At 57.2% G+C, this 24,520-nt stretch carries 21 protein-coding genes and 4 tRNA genes; 5 read left to right on the forward strand and 20 right to left on the reverse strand.

The annotated features are described in order from the left end of the window. Positions 1-149: 149 nt before the first annotated feature. The 13 genes from rpoB to ACWPM9_RS12690 form a co-directional block, all read right to left on the reverse strand. Positions 150-4,292, reverse strand: a complete 4,143-nt coding sequence (gene rpoB, locus ACWPM9_RS12630) for a DNA-directed RNA polymerase subunit beta (protein WP_428189327.1) — start codon at positions 4,290-4,292, stop codon at positions 150-152. A gap of 256 nt (positions 4,293-4,548) precedes the next feature. After that, a complete protein-coding gene (rplL, locus tag ACWPM9_RS12635; RefSeq protein ID WP_428189328.1) occupies positions 4,549-4,923 on the reverse strand; it encodes a 50S ribosomal protein L7/L12 in 375 nt (124 codons plus the stop codon). 70 nt (positions 4,924-4,993) lie between these two features. Then, positions 4,994-5,512 (reverse strand): 50S ribosomal protein L10, encoded by a 519-nt coding sequence (gene rplJ, locus ACWPM9_RS12640; protein ID WP_428189329.1) that lies wholly within the window; start codon positions 5,510-5,512, stop codon positions 4,994-4,996. A 344-nt stretch (positions 5,513-5,856) separates the two neighbouring features. Next, on the reverse strand, positions 5,857-6,555 hold the full coding sequence (rplA, locus tag ACWPM9_RS12645; protein ID WP_428189330.1) for a 50S ribosomal protein L1: 699 nt from the start codon (positions 6,553-6,555) through the stop codon (positions 5,857-5,859). 2 nt (positions 6,556-6,557) lie between these two features. Then, positions 6,558-6,989 (reverse strand): 50S ribosomal protein L11, encoded by a 432-nt coding sequence (rplK, locus tag ACWPM9_RS12650; protein WP_428189331.1) that lies wholly within the window; start codon positions 6,987-6,989, stop codon positions 6,558-6,560. A 141-nt stretch (positions 6,990-7,130) separates the two neighbouring features. Further along, entirely contained in the window at positions 7,131-7,661 is a 531-nt protein-coding gene (gene nusG, locus ACWPM9_RS12655; protein WP_428189332.1) for a transcription termination/antitermination protein NusG, read from the reverse strand. 18 nt (positions 7,662-7,679) lie between these two features. Then, positions 7,680-7,880 (reverse strand): preprotein translocase subunit SecE, encoded by a 201-nt coding sequence (gene secE / locus ACWPM9_RS12660; RefSeq protein WP_428189333.1) that lies wholly within the window; start codon positions 7,878-7,880, stop codon positions 7,680-7,682. A gap of 182 nt (positions 7,881-8,062) precedes the next feature. After that, positions 8,063-8,138 (reverse strand) — tRNA-Trp (locus ACWPM9_RS12665). Positions 8,139-8,266: 128 nt separating this feature from the next. Then, positions 8,267-9,160 (reverse strand): NAD-dependent epimerase/dehydratase family protein, encoded by an 894-nt coding sequence (locus ACWPM9_RS12670; protein ID WP_428189334.1) that lies wholly within the window; start codon positions 9,158-9,160, stop codon positions 8,267-8,269. Between the two features lie 56 nt (positions 9,161-9,216). Continuing rightward, a complete protein-coding gene (locus ACWPM9_RS12675) occupies positions 9,217-9,666 on the reverse strand; it encodes an NUDIX domain-containing protein (protein ID WP_484755372.1) in 450 nt (149 codons plus the stop codon). Positions 9,667-9,750: 84 nt separating this feature from the next. After that, complete coding sequence (gene tuf / locus ACWPM9_RS12680) at positions 9,751-10,926, reverse strand: elongation factor Tu (protein WP_484755370.1); 1,176 nt, start codon at positions 10,924-10,926, stop codon at positions 9,751-9,753. Between the two features lie 207 nt (positions 10,927-11,133). Beyond that, positions 11,134-11,207, reverse strand: a tRNA-Gly gene (locus tag ACWPM9_RS12685). Positions 11,208-11,228: 21 nt separating this feature from the next. Continuing rightward, positions 11,229-11,313, reverse strand: a tRNA-Tyr gene (locus tag ACWPM9_RS12690). Between the two features lie 216 nt (positions 11,314-11,529). On the opposite strand from ACWPM9_RS12690, the gene rlmB reads away from it, so the two are divergent. The 3 genes from rlmB (at position 11,530) to ACWPM9_RS12705 (ending at position 14,453) form a co-directional block, all read left to right on the forward strand. Beyond that, positions 11,530-12,414: a 23S rRNA (guanosine(2251)-2'-O)-methyltransferase RlmB gene (rlmB, locus tag ACWPM9_RS12695; protein ID WP_484755373.1), complete on the forward strand. Its 885-nt coding sequence runs from the start codon at positions 11,530-11,532 to the stop codon at positions 12,412-12,414. Then, positions 12,411-13,196, forward strand: a complete 786-nt coding sequence (locus tag ACWPM9_RS12700; RefSeq protein ID WP_484755374.1) for an HAD-IIB family hydrolase — start codon at positions 12,411-12,413, stop codon at positions 13,194-13,196. Before rlmB ends, ACWPM9_RS12700 begins: the two co-directional genes overlap by 4 nt. 66 nt (positions 13,197-13,262) lie before the next feature. Continuing rightward, entirely contained in the window at positions 13,263-14,453 is a 1,191-nt protein-coding gene (locus ACWPM9_RS12705) for a glycosyltransferase family protein (RefSeq protein WP_484755375.1), read from the forward strand. Positions 14,454-14,505: 52 nt separating this feature from the next. On the opposite strand, the gene ACWPM9_RS12710 is transcribed toward ACWPM9_RS12705, so the two are convergent. From ACWPM9_RS12710 to ACWPM9_RS12720, 3 genes are all read right to left on the reverse strand, one after another. Next, a complete protein-coding gene (locus tag ACWPM9_RS12710; RefSeq protein ID WP_484755376.1) occupies positions 14,506-15,003 on the reverse strand; it encodes a hypothetical protein in 498 nt (165 codons plus the stop codon). A 121-nt stretch (positions 15,004-15,124) separates the two neighbouring features. After that, positions 15,125-15,415: a hypothetical protein gene (locus ACWPM9_RS12715; protein ID WP_484755377.1), complete on the reverse strand. Its 291-nt coding sequence runs from the start codon at positions 15,413-15,415 to the stop codon at positions 15,125-15,127. 342 nt (positions 15,416-15,757) lie between these two features. Continuing rightward, positions 15,758-15,833, reverse strand: a tRNA-Thr gene (locus ACWPM9_RS12720). Between the two features lie 167 nt (positions 15,834-16,000). Here ACWPM9_RS12720 and ACWPM9_RS12725 point away from each other — a divergent pair. Beyond that, complete coding sequence (locus tag ACWPM9_RS12725; protein WP_428184981.1) at positions 16,001-16,774, forward strand: NAD kinase; 774 nt, start codon at positions 16,001-16,003, stop codon at positions 16,772-16,774. A gap of 119 nt (positions 16,775-16,893) precedes the next feature. After that, a complete protein-coding gene (locus ACWPM9_RS12730) occupies positions 16,894-17,373 on the forward strand; it encodes a hypothetical protein (protein ID WP_484757648.1) in 480 nt (159 codons plus the stop codon). A gap of 44 nt (positions 17,374-17,417) precedes the next feature. Here the strand turns inward: ACWPM9_RS12730 and ACWPM9_RS12735 are convergent, their stop codons facing one another. The 4 genes from ACWPM9_RS12735 to ACWPM9_RS12750 all read right to left on the reverse strand — a co-directional run bounded on the left by ACWPM9_RS12735 (position 17,418) and on the right by ACWPM9_RS12750 (position 23,885). Further along, entirely contained in the window at positions 17,418-18,431 is a 1,014-nt protein-coding gene (locus ACWPM9_RS12735; RefSeq protein ID WP_484755378.1) for an alpha/beta hydrolase family protein, read from the reverse strand. A gap of 137 nt (positions 18,432-18,568) precedes the next feature. Further along, a protein-coding gene (gene prfB, locus ACWPM9_RS12740; protein WP_428184983.1) for a peptide chain release factor 2 occupies positions 18,569-19,700 on the reverse strand; the annotation gives its coding sequence in 2 pieces (ribosomal slippage) (positions 18,569-19,630 and positions 19,632-19,700; 1,131 coding nt in all). Positions 19,701-19,800: 100 nt separating this feature from the next. After that, positions 19,801-22,257, reverse strand: a complete 2,457-nt coding sequence (locus ACWPM9_RS12745; protein WP_428184984.1) for a penicillin-binding protein 1A — start codon at positions 22,255-22,257, stop codon at positions 19,801-19,803. A 353-nt stretch (positions 22,258-22,610) separates the two neighbouring features. Then, positions 22,611-23,885, reverse strand: a complete 1,275-nt coding sequence (locus tag ACWPM9_RS12750; RefSeq protein WP_484755379.1) for an N-acetylmuramoyl-L-alanine amidase — start codon at positions 23,883-23,885, stop codon at positions 22,611-22,613. Positions 23,886-24,520 lie beyond the last annotated feature (635 nt).

Genomic DNA, 24,520 nt, shown 5'->3' on the forward strand with positions numbered 1-24,520 from the left:
GGATCGATGGTGACCAAATTCCCGGGTGACCACCACAATCCCCTAAAACGACTATAGACCGCGAATGCGGCGGAAATGCCCTGCCCCGGGCTTTGAGCGCCGGAGCAGAAGCAGCGCGCGCCAATTGGCCGGCGCGCGCCTCGTCTTCCTTATTCTGCCGCGTCCGGTAACTGGCCTGCTGCGGCTGCCGCTTCGTCCAGCTTGGAATTCTCCAGCTCGACCGACAGGCCGAGAGAGCGCATTTCCTTGACCAGAACGTTGAAGCTTTCCGGAATGCCGGCCTCGAAGGTATCGTCACCACGGACGATCGCTTCATAGACCTTTGTACGGCCGGCCACGTCATCCGACTTGACCGTGAGCATTTCCTGCAGCGTGTAAGCTGCACCGTAAGCTTCCAGAGCCCAGACTTCCATTTCCCCGAAGCGCTGACCACCGAACTGCGCCTTACCACCAAGCGGCTGCTGGGTGACGAGCGAGTAAGGACCGATCGAACGCGCGTGGATCTTGTCGTCGACCAAGTGGTTCAGCTTGATCATGTACATGTAGCCAACGGTGACCTTTCGGTCGAACTGTTCACCGGTACGGCCATCGTACAGAACTGACTGACCCGACGGATCGAGACCGGCGCGGGTGAGCATCTCGGAAACGTCAATCTCGTGCGCACCGTCGAAGACCGGCGTTGCGATCGAGACACCGCCCTTGGACTGATCAGCCAAGAGCAGCAGCGACTCGTCGTCGAAATGATCGACTTCGTCGTTTGCAATGCTCTTGTAGGTGGCTGTCAGCTCTTCACGCAGCTCGGTGATGTCGTTGCTCGTCTTGTATTCCTCGAGCATTTCACCGATGCGCTTGCCCATACCGGCGCAAGCCCAGGCCAGGTGCGTTTCAAGGATCTGACCAACGTTCATACGCGAAGGCACGCCAAGCGGGTTCAGAACGATGTCGACATGCGTACCATCTTCGAGGAACGGCATGTCCTCGACCGGTACGATGCGCGAGACCACGCCCTTGTTACCATGACGGCCGGCCATCTTGTCGCCTGGCTGGATCTTGCGCTTCACAGCGACAAAGACCTTGACCATCTTCATGACGCCCGGAGGCATTTCGTCGCCACGCTGGACCTTTTCGACCTTGTCCATGAAGCGCTGTTCAAGGCGCGACTTGGATTCGTCGTACTGACCACGCAGGGCTTCGATCTCGCCCTGAACCTTTTCGTCCTCAACGGCAAACATCCACCACTGCGAACGCGGGTATTCAGACACGATGCTGTTGTTGAGTTCAGCACCCTTCTTGAAGCCCTTGGGTCCGGCAACCGACATCTGGCCACGCAGCATGTCCATCAAACGGCTGTAGACGTTACGGTCGAGAATGGCCTGCTCGTCGTCACGGTCCTTGGCGAGGCGCTCGATTTCCTCACGCTCGATCGCCATCGCACGTTCGTCCTTTTCAACGCCGTGGCGGTTGAAAACGCGAACTTCGACGATCGTGCCGAATGTGCCCGGAGGCATGCGCATCGAGGTGTCGCGAACGTCGGAGGCCTTTTCACCGAAGATGGCACGCAGAAGCTTTTCTTCCGGCGTCATCGGGCTTTCGCCCTTCGGTGTGATCTTGCCCACCAGGATATCGCCCGGTGCAACTTCCGCACCGATGTAAACGATACCGGCTTCGTCGAGGTTTTTCAGCGCTTCTTCCGAAACGTTCGGAATGTCGCGCGTGATTTCTTCCGGACCAAGCTTGGTGTCGCGGGCCATGACTTCAAACTCCTCGATATGGATCGAGGTGAAGACGTCATCGCGTACGATACGCTCGGACAGAAGGATGGAGTCCTCGTAGTTGTAGCCGTTCCATGGCATGAACGCGACGAGCGTGTTGCGGCCAAGTGCCAGATCGCCGAGGTCAGTCGACGGACCGTCAGCAATGATGTCGCCCTTGTTCAGAATGTCACCGACGGCGACCAGCGGACGCTGGTTGACGCAGGTGTTCTGGTTGGAACGCTGGAACTTCTGCAGACGGTAGATGTCCACACCAGACTTCGACGGATCGAGATCTTCGGTCGCACGGATAACGATACGGGTCGCATCCACCTGGTCAACGATACCGCCGCGGCGAGCACCGATGGCCGCACCGGAGTCACGGGCCACGATCGGCTCCATGCCGGTACCAACGAATGGCGCTTCAGCACGTACCAGAGGCACGGCCTGACGCTGCATGTTGGAACCCATGAGCGCGCGGTTGGCGTCGTCGTTTTCCAGGAACGGGATCAGAGCGGCAGCAACCGATACGACCTGCTTTGGCGAAACGTCCATCAGGTTGACGGTGTCGCGCGGCGACAGCATCACATCGCCGGCGTGACGGCAAACGACGAATTCTTCGACGAATTCACCTTCTGGTGTCAGTTCGGAGTTTGCCTGGGCAACGTAGTACTTGGCCTCTTCCATTGCCGAGAGGTACAGCACTTCCTTGGTCACCTTGCCGTCCACGATCTTGCGGTACGGGCTTTCAATGAAGCCGTACTTGTTAACGCGGGCGAAGGTTGCAAGCGAGTTGATCAGACCGATGTTCGGGCCTTCCGGCGTTTCAATCGGGCAAATACGGCCGTAGTGGGTCGGGTGAACGTCGCGGACTTCAAAGCCTGCGCGTTCGCGTGTCAGACCACCTGGGCCAAGAGCCGAGAGGCGGCGCTTGTGGGTGATTTCCGACAGCGGGTTCACCTGGTCCATGAACTGCGACAGCTGCGACGATCCGAAGAACTCGCGAACAGCAGCAGCGGCCGGCTTGGCGTTGATCAGATCCTGCGGCATCACAGTGTCGATTTCGATCGAGGACATACGTTCCTTGATCGCACGTTCCATGCGCAAGAGACCCAGACGATACTGGTTTTCCATCAGCTCGCCGACCGAACGGACACGACGGTTGCCGAGGTTGTCGATATCGTCGATTTCGCCGCGGCCATCGCGAAGCTCAACGAGCATCTTGACGACTGCCAGGATGTCTTCCTTGCGCAGAACGCGAACCGTGTCTTCGGCGTCGAGATCGAGACGCATGTTCATCTTCACGCGACCAACGGCCGAGAGATCGTAACGCTCGCTGTCGAAGAACAGCGAGTTGAACATGGCTTCAGCCGAATCCATGGTTGGCGGCTCACCCGGACGCATCACGCGATAGATGTCGAACAGAGCTTCCTGACGGTTCTCGTTCTTGTCTGCAGCAAGCGTATTGCGGATGTAAGCGCCGACATTGATATGGTCGATACCCAGAACCGGGATCTCGTCGATACCGTTATCGAGGATGATCTGCAGGGTCTTCTCGTCCAGTTCGTCACCGGCTTCGAGAAAGATCTCACCGGTTTCGAAGTTGACGATATCCTCTGCGAGGAAGTTCCCGTACAGGTCCTCGTCGGAGGCCTTCAGCGCCTTGACGCCCTTGTCTACCAGCTGACGCAGCAGACGCGGAGTCAGCTTCTTGCCGGATTCAACGACGACTTCGCCCGTATCCGCATCGACCATCTCGGAGATGACCTTGGCACCCTTGAGGGTTTCCGGATTGAACGGGATGCGCCAGCCGCCCTCTGAGCGCGCATAGGTAGACTTCGAATAGAAGGTCGACAGAATTTCTTCGCCGTCCATGCCCAGCGCCATCAGAAGCGATGTCGCAGGGATCTTGCGGCGACGGTCGATACGGGCATGCACGATGTCCTTGGCGTCGAACTCGATGTCGAGCCACGAACCACGATACGGGATCACGCGGGCCGCAAACAGAAGCTTGCCGGACGAATGGCTCTTGCCCTTGTCGTGGTCGAAGAAGACGCCCGGCGAACGGTGCATCTGCGAAACGATAACGCGTTCCGTGCCGTTGACAACGAAGGTACCGTTGTTGGTCATCAAAGGCATGTCGCCCATGTAGACCGACTGTTCCTTGATGTCCTTGATCGACTTCGCGCCCGTATCCTCATCAATATCAAACACGATAAGGCGCAGCGTCACTTTCAGCGGCGCTGCATAGGTCAGGTCACGCTGACGGCATTCGTCGACGTCGAACTTCGGCGGCTCGAATTCGTAGGAAACGAATTCCAGCATCGAAGCGCCAGAGAAATCCGTGATCGGGAATACGGATTTGAAAACGGCATTAAGCCCCTCATCGGGACGGCCACCTTCGGGCTCGTCAACCATGAGGAACTGATCGTAAGAAGCCTTCTGAACCTCGATGAGGTTCGGCATTTCCGCGACTTCTGGAATTTTACCAAAAAATTTGCGTACGCGCCTACGACCATTAAAGGAAAGGGTCTGAGCCATCGTCGCTCCTTGTCAATTTGCATCCGGGCCTGCAACGGACGGAGGGCGCTGGCCAGGCGGCTCCGTCGATCAATGGATCAATCAAACTCGTCTCTGATCCCGAAGCGCCGGCCGGATTGCCGTACAGTTCGGTTTGAGACCATCCTCTTGAAGAACCCATTACCCAAAAGCCGTTTTACGGGCTTTTGGGTAATCAGTTCGGCGAGAAAATACGAATGGGAGAGGGCAAAAGCCCTCCCCCAAACGCAATTTCAAATTACTTAACGTCGACCTTGGCGCCAGCGTCTTCAAGCTTCTTCTTGAGGTCTGCAGCTTCAGCCTTGGAAACGGCTTCCTTGACAGCCTTAGGAGCGGCTTCAACGAGGTCCTTGGCTTCCTTCAGGCCGAGACCTGTGATAGCGCGGACTTCCTTGATGACGTTGATCTTGTTTGCGCCGGCATCTGCGAGGATGACGTCAAACTCGGTCTTTTCTTCTTCAGCAGCAACAGCAGCACCGCCGCCAGCAGCAGCAACAGCTACAGGAGCAGCTGCAGAAACGCCCCACTTTTCTTCGAGCATCTTGGAAAGCTCAGCAGCTTCCAGAACTGTCAGTGCGGAGAGGTCGTCAACGATCTTTGCGAGATCAGCCATTGTCATAGTTCCTTAATAAGTGTTCGGTTCGAAACGAACTGGGTTTTGATATGAACAGCGAAAAACCGCCTTACGCGGCTTCGTCCTTCTTGGCATAGGCCGCAAACACGCGAGCAAGCTGACTTGCCGGTGCTGCAACAACCCCTGCGATGCGAGTAGCTGGTGTCTGGATCATGCCCAGCAGCTTTGCGCGCAGTTCGTCGAGCGAAGGCAGGGTCGCAAGCGACTTGACTGCATTGGCATCGAGCGTGGTTGCTCCCATGGCACCACCGAGAACAACGATCTTGTCGTTGGTCTTGGCGAAATCCATGACGACTTTCGGAGCCGTGATCGGGTCTTCGCTGTAAGCAATCAGCGTCTGACCTTTGAAGAGATCAGTGATCCCTTCGGCTTCCGTGCCCTGAAGAGCGATCTTGGCCAGACGGTTCTTCGCGACTTTGACGGTGCCGCCAGCAGCACGCATTTTCGAACGAAAGTCGTTCATTTGCGCAACTGTGACACCAGCATAGTGGGCCACAACAACCGAACCGGAAGCCTTAAAGACTTCGCTCAGCTCTGTGACGAATTCGCGTTTTTCCGCTCTTTCCACTGTCTGTCTCCAGTTGACGGGACCGCAATCATGCAGGCCCCATCGGGTTTGCCTTTTGCCCCTTGGGAATCTTGTCTTCAAGATCCCAAGCGACGCTTGAGGATCCTGTCCCCTTCACACTAACCCACGAAAGGCCAGGCATCAGGCACACTAGGCTCGAACCGAATGTAAGGATGCTTGCGCGTCCCGAATTCCGGATCTTACCCGTCTCATGCAGGCGGAAATTAAGGCCTTTCGGCCACCCGCAATCTCGGACAGGAATGCCCGGCTATGAAACCGGGCAATTTCCGGCCCCGAAGGACCGGAAATTCAGGAAGGCCGGGATCGCAATCCCGGCCCGAAACTTAAGCTGCCGAAACCGACGAAGGGTCGATCTTGACGCCAGGACCCATGGTCGAGGAGATGGCTACGCGCTTGACGTAGTTACCCTTTGCACCGGCTGGCTTTGCCTTGACGACGGCGTCAGCGAAGGCACGGATGTTTTCTTCCAGAGCCTTGGCATCGAAGGATGCCTTGCCGATGCCGGCGTGAACGATACCGGCCTTTTCGACGCGGAACTCGACTGCGCCGCCCTTGGAAGCCTTAACAGCTCCGGCAACATCCATCGTCACAGTTCCGACCTTCGGGTTCGGCATCATGCCACGTGGGCCGAGAACCTTACCGAGACGACCGACGAGCGGCATCATGTCAGGCGTTGCAATGCAGCGATCGAAATCGATCTTGCCGCCCTGAACGATCTCAACGAGATCTTCAGCACCAACGACATCTGCGCCAGCAGCCTTGGCTTCATCAGCCTTGGCGCCACGGGCAAATACGGCAACCTTGACGTCACGGCCAGTGCCGTTCGGCAGATTGACAACACCACGAACCATCTGGTCGGCGTGACGCGGGTCGACACCGAGGTTCATGGAGATTTCAACGGTCTCGTCGAACTTGGCAATTGCCCGTTCCTTGACGAGAGAAATGGCATCGGCGAGAGCGACCAGAGTGGTCGGATCAATGCCTTCACGGATCTTCTGAATACGCTTTGCGAGCTTAGCCATGATCAACCTACCACTTCTAGGCCCATGGCGCGGGCGGAGCCCTCGATCATGGCCATTGCGCCGTCGATATCAGCGGCATTCAGATCCTTCATCTTGGCTTCGGCGATCGTACGGACCTGGTCCTTGGTGATCTTGCCGGCAGCAGCGCCCTTGCCCGGTGTCTTCGAGCCGGACGTAACCTTTGCTTCCTTCTTCAGGAAGTAGCTGACTGGCGGCTGCTTCATGATGAAGTTGAAGGACTTGTCCTGGTAATAGGTGATGACGACCGGAATCGGCATACCCTTTTCCATTTCCTGCGTGGCAGCATTGAACGCCTTGCAGAATTCCATAATGTTAATGCCACGCTGACCAAGTGCCGGGCCGATTGGCGGGGACGGGTTTGCCGATCCTGCCTTGACCTGGAGCTTGAGCTGGCCTGCAACTTTCTTAGCCATATCTCTCTGCCTTTCGTTGTGGACCGGAAACCCGGCCCGTAGATGCCGGATTGCTCCGGCGGCTGCGGTTGCGTGGTGCGATCACAAAGCCCGGCTAAGGCCCCTTCTCTCCCACGCGATTTGCGGGTTACCCCGCAGCACTCAGACCTTTTCGACCTGAGCGTATTCGAGTTCGACCGGCGTAGCGCGACCGAAAATAGAAACTTCAACCTTGAGACGCGAACGCTCCTCATCGACATCCTGTACGGTGCCATTGAAGGATGCGAACGGACCGTCGGAGACGCGAACCTGTTCGCCGATCTCGAAGGTGACGGAGGACTTGGGCCGCTCGACACCTTCCTGAACCTGACCGAGGATACGCTCGGCTTCGAAGTCAGGGATCGGAACAGGCTTGTTGTCCGAACCAAGGAACCCCGTAACCTTCGGGGTATTCTTGATGAGGTGATAAGCCTCGTCCGTCAGGTTTGCCCGAACCATGACATAGCCCGGGAAGAACTTGCGTTCAGAATCGACTTTGCGTCCACGACGCACTTCGACAACCTTTTCGGTTGGAACCAGGATCTTCTCGAAGAGATGCTCAAGGCCTTTTTGCCGAGCTTTTTCCTCGATCGATTCTGCGACCTTCTTCTCAAAGTTCGAATATGCGTGGACGATATACCAGCGTGCCGCCATGACTTTATCTCCGCCCAATTAGTTGCCGAGGTTAAGCACGAGGCTGATCAGCCAGCCGATCAATTGATCAGCCGCGAAGAAAAACAGCGCAGCAAAAACGACCATAACGAGAACCATTACCGTCGAGATCACCGTCTCGCGGCGAGACGGCCACGTTACTTTCGACGTCTCGGAGCGAACCTGCTGCAGAAACGCGAATGGATTTGCCTTTGATGCCATCTAATTCATGCCCACGCACATACGGCACGTAAAGCCGAACTATTCAGCCCCACGCACCGCGTGTCTGTTTGAACCCTACATAAACGCCGAAATCCAATTCCACAAGAGCGAATCCGAAAACGACGCACATTCCAATTTCGTGCTTACACACCACCATCAAGCATATGTGCACTTGACGATAGTGGCAGGGGCAGAGGGGCTCGAACCCACGGCCTGCGGTTTTGGAGACCGCCGCTCTACCAACTGAGCTATACCCCTACGTCCTCGCCAAGCGAGGTCGTGGGGGTACATATTCAGTTTGGCCGAGGATGACAAGCCCAATCACGAGGTGACGACGCAATTTTTGCGTGATGCCCCGAAAGAGCCGACTTTCGACGGCCCTGCCCTCACAGATTTACGTATTTCCGCCAGTCATGCTCTTCCTTGAAACCGAGGACTTCGCGAATCTTGGCATTGGAAATCAGTCCTTCGTCCCGCGCCATGTCGCGCTTGAACGCTACGCCGGGGAAGAATCGGGCGGCCAGCTCCTGAGTCGTCATCTGGGCTGTGACCGTATCATTGGTGGCATTGAAGACCTGAAAGCCCAGACCATCCTTTTCAATGCACAGATGGACCATCTGACCGAGGTCGCGCGCGTCGATATAGCACCAGGCATTGCGCAGGCGCGTCTCCGGTTTTTCGACAAATTCGGTGAACATGCCGTATTCGTCCGGCTCGATGACATTGCCGATTCGAAGCGCGTAGACGTCGGCACCGGTTCGCTCGGCAAAGGCGCGTGCCGTCTTCTCGTTGACGACCTTGGACAAACCATAGCTATCCATCGGATCGACGTCATAATCCTCATCGAAGGGCAGGTAATGCGGAAGCTTGTCGCCCTCTGCAAAGCAGATGCCATAAGTGGTTTCGCTGGAGGCAATGACCACCTTGCGAATACCAAGCTTCACCGCCGCCTCTATGACATTATAGGTGCCAATCGTGTTGACGCGGAAGGTCTCGTTGTCCGGCTTGATCAGGATACGCGGAATGGCTGCGAAATGGACGACGGCGTCAAATGGCTGAACGCCCTTGCCGTGTTCGAGATCGGAAAAGTCAGTATGCATCGACAGCGCATTGAAGACCTGACCGGAATCGGTGATGTCGACCGTCAGATTGGTGACGCCCGGATAATCCAGCGGCACGAGATCGATATTGTGGACCTCGTACCCCTTATCGATGAGCCAAGGTATGACATGCCGGCCCGCCTTGCCAGAACCGCCGGTGAACAGAATACGTTTGGTCATGAAATCCTCCCTTAATGCCGTCACCTAAATAGGTTGGATGGCGCCAGTGACAACCTCTATCTTTGAAACAAGCGGGCCACAGGATAGGGCAATGCCAGCGGCGGCATGTCTGCCTCTGCAAACCAGTCGAGCCGCTCCGTTTCTTTATCGATTGCCGAATCCATTGCCTCGCCGAGGATGCGGCAGCGATAAAGCACGACGAGATATTCGACCTGATCGCCATTGGGATAGGTGTGGCGATAGTCCGCGCCGCCAAACACGGCCAGAACCGTTTGCGGCTCGACCAGAAAACCCGTTTCCTCCCGAACTTCGCGCATGATCGCCTGCTCGGGCGTCTCGCCGATTTTGATCGCACCGGCCGGCAGGCTCCAGCCCTGCCCCGCAGACTTGCGCTGAAGCAACAGGCGCCCCTCCGCGTTCGAAATAGATGCAGCGACGCTTGGCACCATCAATCGCTCGCGCCCGACCAGGCGCCGCAGGTTGTCGATATATCCGTCCCCCGCCACCAATCACCTCTCCCTTGAGCGACTAACAAAAAAGCCCCGCCGTTTCCGGCGGGGCTCGCATCTTCCTCGCGGAAGAAACCGATATTACTCGATGATGGAAGCCACGATACCGGCGCCGACGGTGCGGCCGCCTTCGCGGATCGCGAAGCGCAGCTTTTCTTCCATCGCGATCGGAACGATCAGCTCGACTTCAACCGTGACGTTATCGCCAGGCATAACCATTTCCGTGCCTTCCGGAAGCGACACGATACCGGTCACGTCCGTCGTGCGGAAGTAGAACTGCGGACGATAGTTGGTGAAGAACGGCGTATGACGGCCACCCTCTTCCTTCGTCAGGATGTAGGCTTCTGCCATGAACTTCTTGTGCGGCTTGACCGAACCCGGCTTGCACAGGATCTGACCACGCTCAACGCCGTTACGGTCAACACCGCGGACGAGTGCACCGATGTTGTCGCCAGCCTGGCCCTGATCGAGCAGCTTGCGGAACATTTCAACGCCGGTAACCGTCGTCTTGGAGGTGTCCTTGATGCCGACGATTTCGACTTCTTCACCAACCTTGACGATACCGCGCTCAACACGACCGGTCACAACCGTACCACGGCCCGAGATCGAGAACACGTCTTCGATCGGCATCAGGAACGGCTGGTCGATCGGACGCTCCGGCGTCGGGATGTAAGCGTCAACAGCTTCCATCAGGGCGCGGATGGCGTCTTCGCCGATCTTCTTGTCGCTGTCGTTGAGCGCTGCCAGTGCAGAACCCTTGACGACCGGAATGTCATCGCCCGGGAAGTCGTAGGACGACAGAAGTTCGCGAACTTCCATTTCCACGAGCTCGAGGAGCTCTTCGTCGTCAACCTGGTCGACCTTGTTGAGGAACACGACGATTGCCGGAACGCCAACCTGACGGGCAAGCAGGATGTGCTCGCGGGTCTGCGGCATCGGGCCGTCGGCTGCCGAGCAAACCAGGATCGCGCCGTCCATCTGCGCTGCACCCGTGATCATGTTCTTGACGTAGTCGGCGTGGCCGGGGCAGTCAACGTGGGCGTAGTGGCGGTTCGGCGTCTCATACTCGACGTGTGCCGTCGAGATGGTGATGCCACGTGCCTTTTCTTCCGGAGCGGCGTCGATCTGATCGTAGGCCTTGAACTCACCGAAGAACTTGGTGATTGCAGCCGTCAGAGACGTCTTGCCATGGTCAACGTGGCCAATCGTGCCAATGTTAACGTGCGGCTTGTTGCGCTCAAATTTACTCTTTGCCATTTGAATGCTTCTTCCTGATCGTGAATGAGTTGACCCGGCGAACCGGTTTGGTTCCGCCGTTTAAGGCTTTCGCAACGAATGCGCAAGACTTAATTACGGATGGCCACCTGGCAGCCATCAGCGGCGTCGCAGCTTTCGCGGCGCACGACAATTCACTAAGGATCTTCAATCCCTTAGCTTAAGAATGCCAATACAGGGAAAGCGGATTGGAGCGGGTAGCGGGAATCGAACCCGCGTATTCAGCTTGGAAGGCTGCTGCTCTACCATTGAGCTATACCCGCGGTGTTCGATCCGAAGTCGAATGGTGGAGGAAGTTGGATTTGAACCAACGTAGGCTGAGCCAACGGATTTACAGTCCGTCCCCTTTAACCACTCGGGCATTCCTCCAGTTATTCGACCGGATCAAGCGACCAAGCTTTTCTCGAGTTCGAAGCAGCTTTGCAAGTTGCGCGGCCCCTTCGATCTGCGGCGGGTATATGACCGCCCCGCCGACTGATGTCAACACGAGCAAATGGAAAATTGCCTGAAAAATTTTGCAAAATGGAAATGTCGCTGTCGAGACTAGGGACTATCCGGCGTCGATGTCGCTGGATATAAGGCGTTATGAGCAAAGATAATCCAGACGACAAGAACGGCCGTGACAGCCATTATGCAACCCTGCGCCGCCAGGTGCGCGACGCAAAGCGCGAGCGCGGCGAGATCCCGACACCCGCACCGCAGAAGCGCCGCGGTCAGGGCGGACAATGGACACCGCCCAAACTCGCCCCTGAACAGGTCTTCCTTTACGGCCTGCACACGGTGCGCGCAGCGCTTGAGAATCCCGAACGCAAGATCATCGAACTTTCCGTCACGCAGAACGCGTGGGTACGTCTGGATATCGGCGAGGTGGCAGCCCAGTCCTTTCCGGTGAAGATCGTATCGCCTGCCGATATCGACACCCATCTCGGCCCCGATGCCATTCATCAGGGTGTGATGCTGGAAACGCGGCCCCTGCCCGTGCGCAATCTTGAGGCCTTGCAGGAAAGCCCGTTGATTCTGGTGCTTGATCAGATCACCGATCCGCACAATGTCGGCGCCATCATGCGCTCGGCCGTTGCCTTCAACGCCGGCGCCGTCATTACGACGCAGCGCCATAGCCCGACCGAATCGGGCGTCATGGCGAAGTCCGCATCGGGCGCGCTGGAACTCATCCCCTATATCCAGATCGGCAACCTCGCCGATGCGCTGGGCGAGTTGAAGAAGCTCGGCTTTTATTCCGTCGGCCTCGATTCGGAAGGCCCGGCTGCCATCGAACAAAGCTTTACCGGAAACAAGGTTGCCCTTGTTCTGGGGGCCGAGGGCAAGGGCCTGCGGCAGAAGACGCGCGACACGGTGGATGTGCTTGCCCGCCTCGATATGCCGGGTGCAATCAAATCGCTGAATGTTTCCAATGCAGCGGCGATCGCCCTCTATGCGACGAGGCAGTATCTGCTAAGCTCCAAAGCATGATACTTGTCTTTTCCGATCTCGACGGGACGCTTCTCGATCATGAAAGCTATTCCTTCGAACCGGCCCGCCCCGCTCTTGACCTGCTGGAAGCCCACGGCATTCCGCTGATTCTTGCCAGCAGCAAGACAGAGGCGGAGATGCGGCCGATTGCGCGTGCGATCGGCATCGACAATCCAATGATTGTGGAAAACGGTGCCGGCATCGTATTTCCGGAAGCCGATGCGGTGGCCAACGACAACGGGCCGGATGACTATCAGAGCCTCAGGGCGATGATCAAAGGCCTGACGTCATCGCTGGACGGCCTGTTCCAAGGCTTTGGCGACTGGAGCGTCGACGAGGTCTGTGCGCGCACCGGACTTGATCCGCAGGCCGCGATGCTGGCCAAGAAACGACGCTTCTCCGAACCTGGACTTTTTACCGGCAACGCCGAACAGAAAGCACTGTTTGAGGCCGAGCTGGACCAAAAAAACTTTATGGCAGCGCAGGGTGGACGATTCTTCACCATCATGCCGAAAACCTCCAAGGCGGCACGGATGACAGAGATCGTTTCGCTCTATGCAGATCTGTATGGACCTGCGATCACGACCATTGCCCTTGGCGACGCGCCGAATGATCTGGCGATGCTGGAGACCGCCCATCATGGCGTCATCATCGCCAATCGAGCACACAAACCGCTTCCTGTCACACAACGGGAACGTCAGGGCCATATTCTGCGCTCTGAAAAAACGGGCCCTGAGGGTTGGAACGAAATGATATGGCAGCTCGTTGGAGCCGCGAAATGAGCCTGCAAAGGCGGGTGTAAAGACGAAAGGGACAAGACCGTGGCGGACTTTCATCAAAATGGGGTCGTGGCAACCCTTCACAATCTGCGCGAACGCTCCCTGGAACGCATGGAGCAGGAACTGAAGGTCTTTGCCGAGGTTCGCCCCATCACGCTTATCCTGCCATCGCTCTACTCGGAGCTGGAAGGCGATGCGCTCGAGCACATCGTCTCCGAGCTTTCGGAAGTCCCTTACATTTCGGAAATCGTGATCGGTCTCGATCAGGCAGATCGCGATCAATACAGACGTGCACGGGACTATTTTTCACGCCTGCCGCAAAAGCACTCGATCCTCTGGAATGACGGGCCGCGCCTGCGCGAAATCGACGCGAAACTGGATGCGGCAAGCCTGGCGCCGGACCAACCCGGCAAGGGCCGCAATGTCTGGTATTGTATCGGATACGTCCTGGGGGCACGCACAGCCGGTGTGGTTGCGCTGCATGACTGCGATATCGTCACCTACAGCCGCGAAATGCTGGCCAGACTGGTCTACCCCGTCACCAATCCCGGATTTCCTTACGTCTTTTCCAAGGGCTATTACCCGCGCATCGCTGACCGCTCGCTCAATGGCCGCGTAACGCGTCTTCTGGTGACACCGCTACTGCTGAGCCTCGAAAAGGTGATCGGCCATCACCCCTACATCGATTATCTGAAAGCGTTTCGCTATCCGCTGGCCGGCGAATTTGCCATGCGGGCACATTTGTTGCCGGATATCCGCATTCCCTCCGACTGGGGTCTCGAGATCGGAGTGCTGTCAGAGCTGTGGCGCAATTATTCCAACACCTCAATCTGTCAGGTGGACATCGCCGACGCCTATGACCACAAGCATCAGGACCTGTCGTCGGACGACAAGGAACGCGGGCTGTCGCGCATGTCGATCGACATTACCAAGGCGTTGTTGCGGAAACTGGCAACCGACGGTGTCGTTTTCAGCCAGGAAAGCCTGCGCACGCTGAAGGCCACTTATTACCGCACCGCACTCGATCTGGTTGAGATCTATCACAATGACGCGCGCATGAACGGTCTGACCACCGATCGCCACAAGGAAGAACAGGCAGTGGAACTGTTTGCCGCCAATCTGATTGAGGCGGGCGATGTGTTCCGCGACAATCCGAACGCAACCCCCTTCATGCCGAGCTGGAACCGCGTGCAGAGCGCCCTGCCCGATCTGATCCACAGCATTCAGGATGCCGTGCGACTGGATTCCGAAGAGGACTGACGGCGTCACCGACAGGGATATTTGAAACAGGCATCCCCAATGGCCTCAGCGGCTAGGCTGCAGCCATTGGCGGATGATATCGGTGGACGGCGAAATAGCCTGCAACAACAAAGGCGACGAGCAGAATTGCCTGGCTGATCGCGAAGGGTGGCTCGCTTCCGTTCGGCGCCAGCGCATGCAGCGACGGGACTTTTAGAAACGATTGCGCCACCACAACGAAGCAATTGAAATAAAGCGATGAAATGGCTGTGATCAGATAGGTCATGCGCCAACGCCCCGAAAGATGGCGCACGTAAAGAGCGTAGAGCGCCACGAGGAGCAACACAGTGGTGAGGATGCCGACGCCCAGCGCCGGCGTGAAGGCCGTGATCGGAAACATGAAGCCGGTGACGACCGTGACGGCCGTTGCGGCGAGAAAAATCGCCGTCATACGCGTCATGGGCGTCGAATGCAGCCATCCGTAAACCACCGCCAGTCCGGCGACAACGCCAACAAGGCTGACGATAACATGAAATTGCGTGAATGCTTGAATAGACAGTCCAAAGAGCATGGCGAAATCTCCGGTGTCGTCAAAACACGGATATTAAGCGCCTGTTGAGGCTCTTTGTAAATGGGCCGGTTGTGGAGACTTTATTTTTCGCGCAGGAAGGCCACTGTTGCGCGCTCCGCAATCAGCGAAGCGACACCTTCACATGCCAGGGGGTGCATGACGTTTCGACGGGCGTTGCGTCTTCAGACAACGGGACTGTCGCTGCACAGCCGTTGTTCAATTTTCGCCAGCTTGTCACATTGAGGTTCATCTCGCACCGCGCGAGAAAATCGTGGTTATCGACCTGAAGACAAGTCACCTGACCGAGAGAGTAAGTCTGGCCACCCTTGCCAAGGCAGCTGCAATCGTCCGGTTCAGCCGCAAGAACAGAGGCACCCGCCGGGATGGCAGCGAGCAGAAAAGAAACAGCCACTGGTTTCATTTTCTCGATCATGCCCGCAGTTTACGCCGCATTTGTAAATTGTAAACATCTAATTCACACCGCCAGGCAATGCCCTACGCGCTGTAGCGCATCTGCATGGACTGCATGAACCAGGCGAATGCGAGCACCATCAGCAGCCAGAATATTTTTTCGAAGAGAGCCGCAAAAAGGCGGCGGCGTCCGGGTCGCATCGCGCCCTCCACATTCGGGGAAAGCGCATAATGCCATCATTGAATTATCAAGTTCTAAATTATATTGCTGACTATTGTCTCAAACACGCGCGATGACGCGACTGAATAACAGCCGCCGAATAGCGTTACAGTGTGTGAAAAATGGTGCCCCCGACAAGGTTCGAACTCGTGACCCCCTGATTACAAATCAGGTGCTCTACCAACTGAGCTACAAGGGCAACCGGGGTGCTGGATACCAGATTCTGCCGGTGTGTAAAGAGAAAATCGACAGGAATCTGTATCATTTCCAATAGAATGACATTGTCCACCGTACCGAGGGGCCGCAAAACGCCTTGTGGCGTCGCAGCTTTTTCCTGTACCCATTGGCGATCAAGAAGGGTCGTGTATGTCTTCCTCTTTTCAGCCTCTGTCATTCATCGCGTCTAATACCGACGAAGCACAAGCATCGCTGGACGAGCTCGTGCGCATTTACGGCAATACGGAGCCGGAAAATGCAGAGGTGATCGTGGCGCTGGGCGGTGATGGCTTCATGTTGCAGACACTGCACACCACCATGAACAGCGGCAAGCAGATCTATGGCATGAACCGCGGCTCGGTCGGCTTCCTGATGAACGACTACCGCACCGAAGGTCTTCACGAACGTATCCGGAGCGCTGTCGAATACGCCTTTCATCCCCTGAAGATGACGACCCGCAGCACCGACGGCACCAATTCGATCGCGCTTGCCATCAATGAGGTCTCACTGCTGCGCCAGTCCTATCAGGCCGCCAAGCTCAAAGTGACGATCGATGGCAAGGTGCGGCTGGAGGAGCTGACGTGCGACGGCGTGATGCTGGCGACCCCTGCCGGCTCCACCGCTTATAATCTTTCCGCCCATGGACCCATCCTGCCTTTGGAAGCGCCGCTTCTTGCGTTGACCCCGGTCAGCCCCTTCAGGCCCCGTCGCTGGCGCGGTGCGCTGTTGCCGGACAGCGTGACTGTGGAAATCGACGTCCTGGAAATAGACAAGCGGCCGGTCAATGCGGTCGCCGACCACACCGAGGTGAAGTCGGTCACCCATGTGAAGGTACAGCAGTCGACGGATACGACGGCGCGTATCCTGTCTGATCCGGACCGGTCGTGGTCGGACCGAATCATCGCCGAACAGTTTTCCAACTAAAGCGCCCTGCCCGCTTTTCGTTTTGCCCCACTCGCCTTAATCTCGCTTGCGAGGACGCAACTGCTCAGACCAATGGTTGCGTTGAACCAACCGGTTGAAGGAGACGCAGACTGATGAACATGCTCTCGGCCTCACTCACCCTCGCCTTGTTTCTGGCTGCAGGCTCACCAGCCGGGGCAGAGGACATGGGCCAATTTCCGGTCGCTGTAACATTCGTGATCAGTGCAGGTTTCTGGCAGGATAGCGGCCCGGATATGACGACTGGTGAAGCTGGCAGCGATCAGGAGGAGCAGCGTCGCGGCTATTACAAGCTCGTCTCGGTTCGACAGCCGGATGCGACCGCAAAAATCTATCTGCAACAGATCCAGTCGACACAAGAGGGCCCAAGCCTGATCAATAGTGTGGAACTGGAAGAATTTTCAGCCCTTGGCGCCTATGTGACCGATATCCGACCTGAGGACTCGCGTGGCGTGAGCAGCCAGCCGGGCCTGTTTGCCACCGTGTATCTGAAAACCGATCCGCAATCGTCGGAGCCCGAAAGCTGGACGGTGATCATCGACGAATTCGGCGATATCACTGTCGAGCGTGCCACCAACTGATATCACTGACGGACTGCGCCGCCCAAACTGGCAGAGACTCTTCCCTATTCGATGCCAGCGAAGAAGGTAATCGCCGCCGCTGCGACGCGATCATGGATCGCCCTTCGATCGACACCCGGCGCATCCACGCAAATCTCAGGGATAGCCTGGCACCCGGCCTCAGTGCATTCATTGAGAAAGACATAGTGGCCGACGTCTGGCGCCAGACGTTCGAGTCGACTGTTTTGCAACCTGTCATCCAGCCATTTGGCGCAAGGGTCAGCGGGCGCCTCCCGGTCTGCTCCGCCGACGAATGTCAGAACCGGCACATGGATTGCCCTGACCGACTCGTCCGTGAAGCCGCGTACCGTTGGTGCCGGCGCGCATAGAAGCGCCGCCTTAAAACGGGTGTCAGCGTAATCCAGAGACTGCCTTTTCATGGACGCGGCAAATTCCGCACTTTGCCCCAGCAACTGGTCAAGGTGGTCGATGGCATTAGGGAATTCCCGCGGGCCGCGGCCAAGCGGACTATCACCAGCCCATTGACGATAAAGATCAAGATACGTCAGCGCCCCCAGGCAGGCTACTGCCGTATAGCCACCGAGCGAAAAGCCCGCAACGAAGATCCGATCCGGGTCAATCAAACCCGCAAACGGACCGTCCTCCATCTGATGATCCAAAAGCACCGTCAGATCGCGTGCCCGCTCCCACCAGCACAGAAATCCTTCGGGGCGATATTTCTCGGTCGCCGTATTGCCGTGATGATCGACGCCAAGGACGAGGTATCCAGCTGCCGCAAGCCGTAGCGCAAACCATGACATACCGGCTGCCGAACCGCCGGTGCCATGAGAGAATATGACTGTTGGAAGGAAACGCCCCCGCACGGGGACCGCATCGGCCATCACGTCGTCTTTCACGAAAAGGCTCGCAGATGCGTCGCGCGTCGCATTTATCGACGCGCTCAGTATGTCCTTCGCTGGATACCACGCGCTCCATGCGATGGGACGCCTGCCGTCACTCGTCCAGTTGCAACGCTCCTCATCGAAAAACTCGCCGGTCGAAAATCCAACATTTTGCATAGCCCTGTTGCCTCCCGATATCGTGACAGAGCCGGAGGTTGGCAAAATTGATCAGAATTTTCAAACAGAAAGGCCGCCCGGAGAGATCTCCGCGCGGCCTTTGATCGCGATTGGAATTGTCACCCGTACTATCGACGTCAATCGATGTCGGCGACATCCTCATTGGCTTTGCCGCTGATACGGTGGGCGAGCGAGGCTTCCATGAAGTCGTTCAGACCGCCGTTCAACACGTCGTCCGGCGCAGTGCTTTCAACGCCGGTGCGCAAATCCTTGACCAGCTGATAGGGCTGCAGAACGTAAGAGCGGATCTGGTGGCCCCAGCCGATATCGGACTTGGAAGCCGCCTCGGCATTGGCTGCCTCTTCGCGCTTTTTCAACTCGGCTTCGTACATGCGCGCACGCAGCATGTCCCAGGCCTTGGCACGGTTCTTGTGCTGGGATCGTTCCTGCTGGCAGGCGACCACGATACCGGTTGGAATATGCGTAATGCGCACAGCCGAGTCGGTCGTGTTGACGTGCTGTCCGCCGGCGCCTGACGAGCGGAAGGTATCGATACGGCAATCGCTTTCGTTGATCTCGATATTGATCGAGTCGTCGACAACCGGATAGATCCAGACCGAAGAGAACGAGGTGTGGCGACGCGCATTAGAATCATAAGGCGAAATACGCACCAGGCGATGCACGCCCGATTCGGTCTTCAGCCAGCCATAGGCATTGTGGCCCTTGACCAGAATGGTCGCCGACTTGATGCCGGCTTCTTCGCCGTCATGCACTTCCAGCAATTCGACCTTGAAACCGTTGCGTTCAGCCCAGCGGGTATACATGCGCAACAGCATGCTCGCCCAATCCTGGGATTCGGTTCCGCCGGCGCCGGAATGCACTTCCAGATAGCTGTCATTGCCATCGGCTTCACCCGACAACATGGCCTCGACCTGAAGACGACCGGATTCCGACTTCAGCGACTTCAGCGCTTCCTCGGCCTCACGGACGACTTCCTCGTCGCCTTCGTCCTCACCCATTTCGATGAGCTCGATATTGTCGGTCAGCTGCTGCTCAAGCTTCTTGACGCCATTGATGCCATCTTCAAGCTGTTGGCGTTCGCGCATCAGCTTTTGCGCTTCCGTGGCGTCGTTCCAGAGGTTTGGATCCTCTGCCTTGTTGTTCAACCAGTCCAGTCGTCTTAGCGCCTGATCCCAGTCAAAGATGCCTCCTCAGCAGGGTTATGGCCTGCTTGATTTCGTCGACTACGTTTTCGATTTCGTTACGCATTCTTCCATTCTTCTTGTTCGTGCGGAAAAATTCTGCCCGTGAATAGTTGCGCCCGCCCTCGATGTAAAGGGCGGGCGCAAACGCAAAGGACGTGATGGGATCAGAAAAGCCCGCCTGATCCGGAGGTTACAGCCTGATTGGCCTGCGGCGAGGTGCGCAGGATTTCCTCAGGGTTCATATATTCATCCATACCGATGACGGAGAAGAAGTCGGCCGGACCTGTACCGGGCTTGAAGGCTTCGATGATGGTATCCGGGTCACCTTCCGCTGCGGCCATTCCGGTCTTGCGATCGACGGGGACAAGGCTCATGCCTTGCGGAATGTTGAACTTGCCTTCCGGACGATCCTTCACGGCATTCTGCATGAAGTTGTTGAAGATCGGGGCAGCCAGACCACCACCGGTCGCGCCACGGCCCATCGGGGTCGGTGTATCGAAACCGATGTAAAGGCCGGCGACCAGATTCGGCGTATAGCCAACGAACCAGGCATCCTTTTCATCGTTGGTCGTGCCCGTCTTGCCCGCGACCGGGCGATCGAGCTTGACCTTGCCGGCTGCCGTCCCGCGCTTGACCACACCTTCCATCATGGAGGTGATCTGGTAAGCGGTCATCGGATCGAGAACCTGCTCGCGATTGTCGACGACAACTGGCTCTTCCTGGCCGGAATATTCGTTAGCGTTGCAGCCTTCGCAGACCCGCTCTTCATGACGGAAGATGGTCTTGCCGTAACGATCCTGAATGCGGTCGATCAGCGTCGGCTTGATCTGCTTGCCGCCGTTGGCAAAGACCGAATAGGCCGACACCATGCGCAGCACCGTCGTTTCGCCCGAACCGAGCGACATGGCCAGAACCGGCAGCATCTTGTCGTAGACGCCGAAACGTTCGGCATATTCTGCGACAAGGTTCATGCCCATGTCATTGGCCAGGCGAACCGTCATGAGGTTACGCGACTTTTCAATGCCAAGACGCAGCGTCGATGGGCCGGCCGAGCCTCCGCCGTAGTTCTGCGGACGCCAGACCTGTCCGCCCGATACGAATTCGACCGGTGCATCGAGGATCACCGATGCAGGCGTGTAGCCATTGTCGAGAGCCGCGGCATAGACGAACGGCTTGAACGATGAGCCCGGCTGACGCATGGCCTGCGTTGCCCGGTTGAACTCGGACTGGGCATAGGAGAAGCCGCCAACCATGGCCAGCACGCGGCCCGTATGCGGATCCATGGCGACGAGACCGCCCTGAACCTTGGGCGGCTGACGCAAGCGATAGCTTCCGGCCTGGTCTTCGCCCATGGCCTGAACATAGACCACATCACCCGGTTCCACGACGCCTTCAGGTGTCTTGGTGGTCTTGCGGTCTCCCTTGGCGGAGCGGAAGGCCCATTCCATATTCTTGGCTTCAATACGGCCCGTATCGCGGTCAGCGGAGAACTTCCCCCCCTCCTCTCGCTGCGGCCGCAGGCCAATATCCACCTGCTTGGCGGAGACGGCGAGGACGACGGCCAGATCCCATTCGGGAACGTCACGAAGCGGAGTGAGCTTTGCCAATTGTGCACCCCAGTCACCATTGACGTCGATATGGTCGATGGGGCCGTGGAAGCCGCGACGCTCGTCGTAGTTGATCAGACCGTCCTGCAGCGCCTTGCGCGCAAAGACCTGCATCTTGGGATCGAAGGAGGTCCGTACCGACAAGCCACCTTCATACAGTGCCTTCTCGCCATATTTTTCAATCAGCTGACGGCGTACGGCTTCGGCAAAGTAATCGGATGCAAAGATATAGGAGCCGGTCTGGCGAAGGTTGATGCCGAGCGGCTGCTTCTTGGCGGCATCACCTTCCGGCTGGCTGATAAAGCCATTTTCCACCATGCGGTCGATCACCCAGTTGCGCCGCTCGAGCGCTGCCTTGGGATGACGGAAAGGATGGTAATTGGATGGGCCTTTGGGAAGCGATGCCAGGTAGGCGGCTTCCGAAATGGTCAGTTCCGTGACCGACTTGTCGAAATAGGTCAGAGCAGCGCCGGCGATACCATAGGCATTCATGCCGAAGAAGATCTCGTTCAGATAGAGTTCGAGGATCTTGTCCTTGGAATAGGCCTGTTCGATGCGGAACGACAGGATGGCTTCCTTGACCTTACGGTCGATGGTCTGGTCGGACGAGAGCAGGAAGTTTTTGGCCACCTGCTGGGTAATCGTCGAGGCCCCGACCGGGCGACGGCCTGAGCCGATATTCTGCACATTGGTCACGATCGCGCGCGCGAGACCGTAAACATCGACGCCCGGGTGGTTGTAGAAATTCTTGTCTTCAGCCGAAAGGAAGGCTGCCTTGACGCGATCGGGGACTGCCTGGATGGGCAAAAACAGACGACGCTCGCGCGCATATTCCGCCATCAAGGCCCCATTGCCGGCATGGAAGCGGGTCGTGACCGGAGGCGCATAGCTGGACAGTACCTCATAGTCCGGCAGATCCCTCGAAACGCCGGTGAGATAAACCGCAACGACAACCGCTAGGCCCAAGGCCAGTACAGAGGCGAGCCCGAAGAGATATCCAATCAGTCTGATCATGGTCGATTTACCGGCAAGAAATTCTGCATTCTTCGTTATCCGTTGGCGCGACGAGGTGCGCTGCTCCCGCTCTTTCGTTTCGTCCAGGGAGTAAAGCCTCTCCGCTCAAGGCGGTAGCGACCCACAAATCCACCCAGACCCAAATGCCGGGCGATGAAACAACATCGCACATATGCTGGCCTTTTGCACGCGAGCACCCAGTTGGCAAGCGGCGGCGAGCAAACTCATCGAGATTCGATAAAGCAGCCGCGTCATTGGGGAATAACGGATCGAATGTGGGAAAAATAGGGCCAAACTGGCTCACTCTCCGATTCGTTACAGGGGCAGCCCGCAAATAGAGCCGCCCCATCCGCTCAACCGCCATTGGCGATGATCGGCAGATGGTACTTCTTGACCGCTTCTGTCAGCAGACCACAAACCTTGGCGCGCCATTTCGGGTCCAACAGAAGTTTCTCATCCTCCTTGTTGGACAGAAAGCCCAATTCCAACAAAATCGACGGCACATCATGAGCCTGAAGCACGCGGAAACCCGCATAGCGATGCGGATTATTGATCAGGCCAACTTCACCTTCGAAGGATTTCACCACCGAATCAGCCAGCGACACAGAGAATGCCTGGGTTTCGCGCCGCGTCAGATCGAGCAGGATATCGGTCACCTGATCTGGCTCAACCGACTGGGCGACACCAGCGACCTCATCGGACAGGTTCTCCCGTTCCGCCAGGCTCGCGGCCATCTTGTCAGACGCATTATCCGAAATGGTGTAGACGGTCGCCCCCCGAATATAGCTCTGGCGCAGCGTGTCCGCGTGAAAAGATATAAAGAGATTGGCCTCGTTTCGTCTGGCGATTGCCACGCGTTCCGACAAAGAGAGAAACTCATCTCCGGTACGGGTCAGGAATGCGTGGAAACCGGGCTGACGGTTGAGTTCATCGGCAAACTCCTTGGCGAAGGCCAGCGTGATTTCCTTTTCGGGCGTTTTGGTGACCGCGCCCGAAGCACCAGCATCGATGCCCCCATGGCCGGCATCGATCGCAACGACGAAATCGCCGCGTTTTGCGGGCGCCACCGGCGGAACGCGCCCCGCCCTGCCCGGTCTGGATGCGGTTGCCGTCTCGTTCCAGCCCATTCTGACAAGATCGTTGAAGACATGATCGGGCGCCGTCTCTGCGTCAAGAACGAGCCGGTAGCCCTTTCCCTCGACATCTTCCTGAACCTCGCTCATCACAAGGCGCGCCGGATGTTCGGCTGTCAGGACGAGGCGCGCAGAGTCCGCATCAATCGCACCATACCGAATGTCGCTGAACAGGCCGCGTGCCTCAAGTTCCGACGCATCAAAATTGAATGCCGTTGCCGGCAGGTCGACGATGATGCGTGGCGGCGAGGCTATATAATGAACCTTGAACTCCGGTTCCTTTTCGAAGTCGATGACGATCCGGGTCCTCACCTTGTCCCCAGCAATGCGCGCGCCATAGGCGACAAGCGGTTCAGCAACCGCTGCCGGATCGGCATCCGGCGCCGTCGCAAGCGCAGGCCACTCCATCGCCAAGATCGCTCCGGCCACAAAAAAAATCCGCAAAACGGCTTGCGCAACGCTATGCGCAGCCTGTCCCCAATTGCCTTCAAACATCAGCAGATCGTTACACCCAATTTATTTCCGCATGTCATTTTTGAATAAAAGCGTACCAAATTCCGCCTGGGGCCGCTTTAAAATTGCATTTTCATAGCCGACAATCCTTTCGTGGAGCCTACGCCAACCGAAAGTAAGTCGATTCTTTGCAAAAACCTGTAAGCACCACAATTCACACGACATTATGGCGGCTAGTGTTAGCACTTGCTATTGTCACACAGAAAACATACAAGGCAAGTGAGGGTTAAAAGTGCCGATGGGATAGAATCACCGCCACGGCTGCCAACCTTTTTAAGGACTTGGCGCCTTGAGTGTCGGATGCTCATCCGCCGTCATTGCATTTTTTTCCTGAAACTGAATCGGAAAGTCGGCATGTGGCCGGCCCACCTTTCAGGTGGATTAACACCAATCGCCCTTACCAAAGGGCACTCATCGGACCCCAAGGGTCTATGGCATTGTCGTTCACGTATGGTCATTTATGTTTTTTGAGCGGATTTCCCCCAGATACCACGGAGCAAGGGCGATGCATGCCCCCGTCGGTCCTCGGGCTGCATCACGCGAAAATGACAGGCGCGAACAATTATTACCGGCGCATTTCGTGAATGAGACCGTCCCTGCCGAAAGGCAGCGGGCGG

It is taken from the genome of Agrobacterium sp. H141, assembly GCF_057158725.1.

Coding starts and splice junctions, on each gene's coding strand:
- ACWPM9_RS12735 (WP_484755378.1), bottom strand. CDS start 18,431: ATGCAAAATGTTGGATTTTCGACCGGCGAGTTTTTCGATGAGGAGCGT.
- ACWPM9_RS12725 (WP_428184981.1), top strand. CDS start 16,001: ATGTCTTCCTCTTTTCAGCCTCTGTCATTCATCGCGTCTAATACCGAC.
- rplA (WP_428189330.1), bottom strand. CDS start 6,555: ATGGCTAAGCTCGCAAAGCGTATTCAGAAGATCCGTGAAGGCATTGAT.
- ACWPM9_RS12700 (WP_484755374.1), top strand. CDS start 12,411: ATGATACTTGTCTTTTCCGATCTCGACGGGACGCTTCTCGATCATGAA.
- rplK (WP_428189331.1), bottom strand. CDS start 6,989: ATGGCTAAGAAAGTTGCAGGCCAGCTCAAGCTCCAGGTCAAGGCAGGA.
- ACWPM9_RS12730 (WP_484757648.1), top strand. CDS start 16,894: ATGCTCTCGGCCTCACTCACCCTCGCCTTGTTTCTGGCTGCAGGCTCA.
- secE (WP_428189333.1), bottom strand. CDS start 7,880: ATGGCATCAAAGGCAAATCCATTCGCGTTTCTGCAGCAGGTTCGCTCC.
- rplL (WP_428189328.1), bottom strand. CDS start 4,923: ATGGCTGATCTCGCAAAGATCGTTGACGACCTCTCCGCACTGACAGTT.
- ACWPM9_RS12710 (WP_484755376.1), bottom strand. CDS start 15,003: ATGCTCTTTGGACTGTCTATTCAAGCATTCACGCAATTTCATGTTATC.
- ACWPM9_RS12745 (WP_428184984.1), bottom strand. CDS start 22,257: ATGATCAGACTGATTGGATATCTCTTCGGGCTCGCCTCTGTACTGGCC.
- nusG (WP_428189332.1), bottom strand. CDS start 7,661: ATGGCGGCACGCTGGTATATCGTCCACGCATATTCGAACTTTGAGAAG.
- ACWPM9_RS12670 (WP_428189334.1), bottom strand. CDS start 9,160: ATGACCAAACGTATTCTGTTCACCGGCGGTTCTGGCAAGGCGGGCCGG.
- tuf (WP_484755370.1), bottom strand. CDS start 10,926: ATGGCAAAGAGTAAATTTGAGCGCAACAAGCCGCACGTTAACATTGGC.
- ACWPM9_RS12750 (WP_484755379.1), bottom strand. CDS start 23,885: ATGTTTGAAGGCAATTGGGGACAGGCTGCGCATAGCGTTGCGCAAGCC.
- rpoB (WP_428189327.1), bottom strand. CDS start 4,292: ATGGCTCAGACCCTTTCCTTTAATGGTCGTAGGCGCGTACGCAAATTT.
- rlmB (WP_484755373.1), top strand. CDS start 11,530: ATGAGCAAAGATAATCCAGACGACAAGAACGGCCGTGACAGCCATTAT.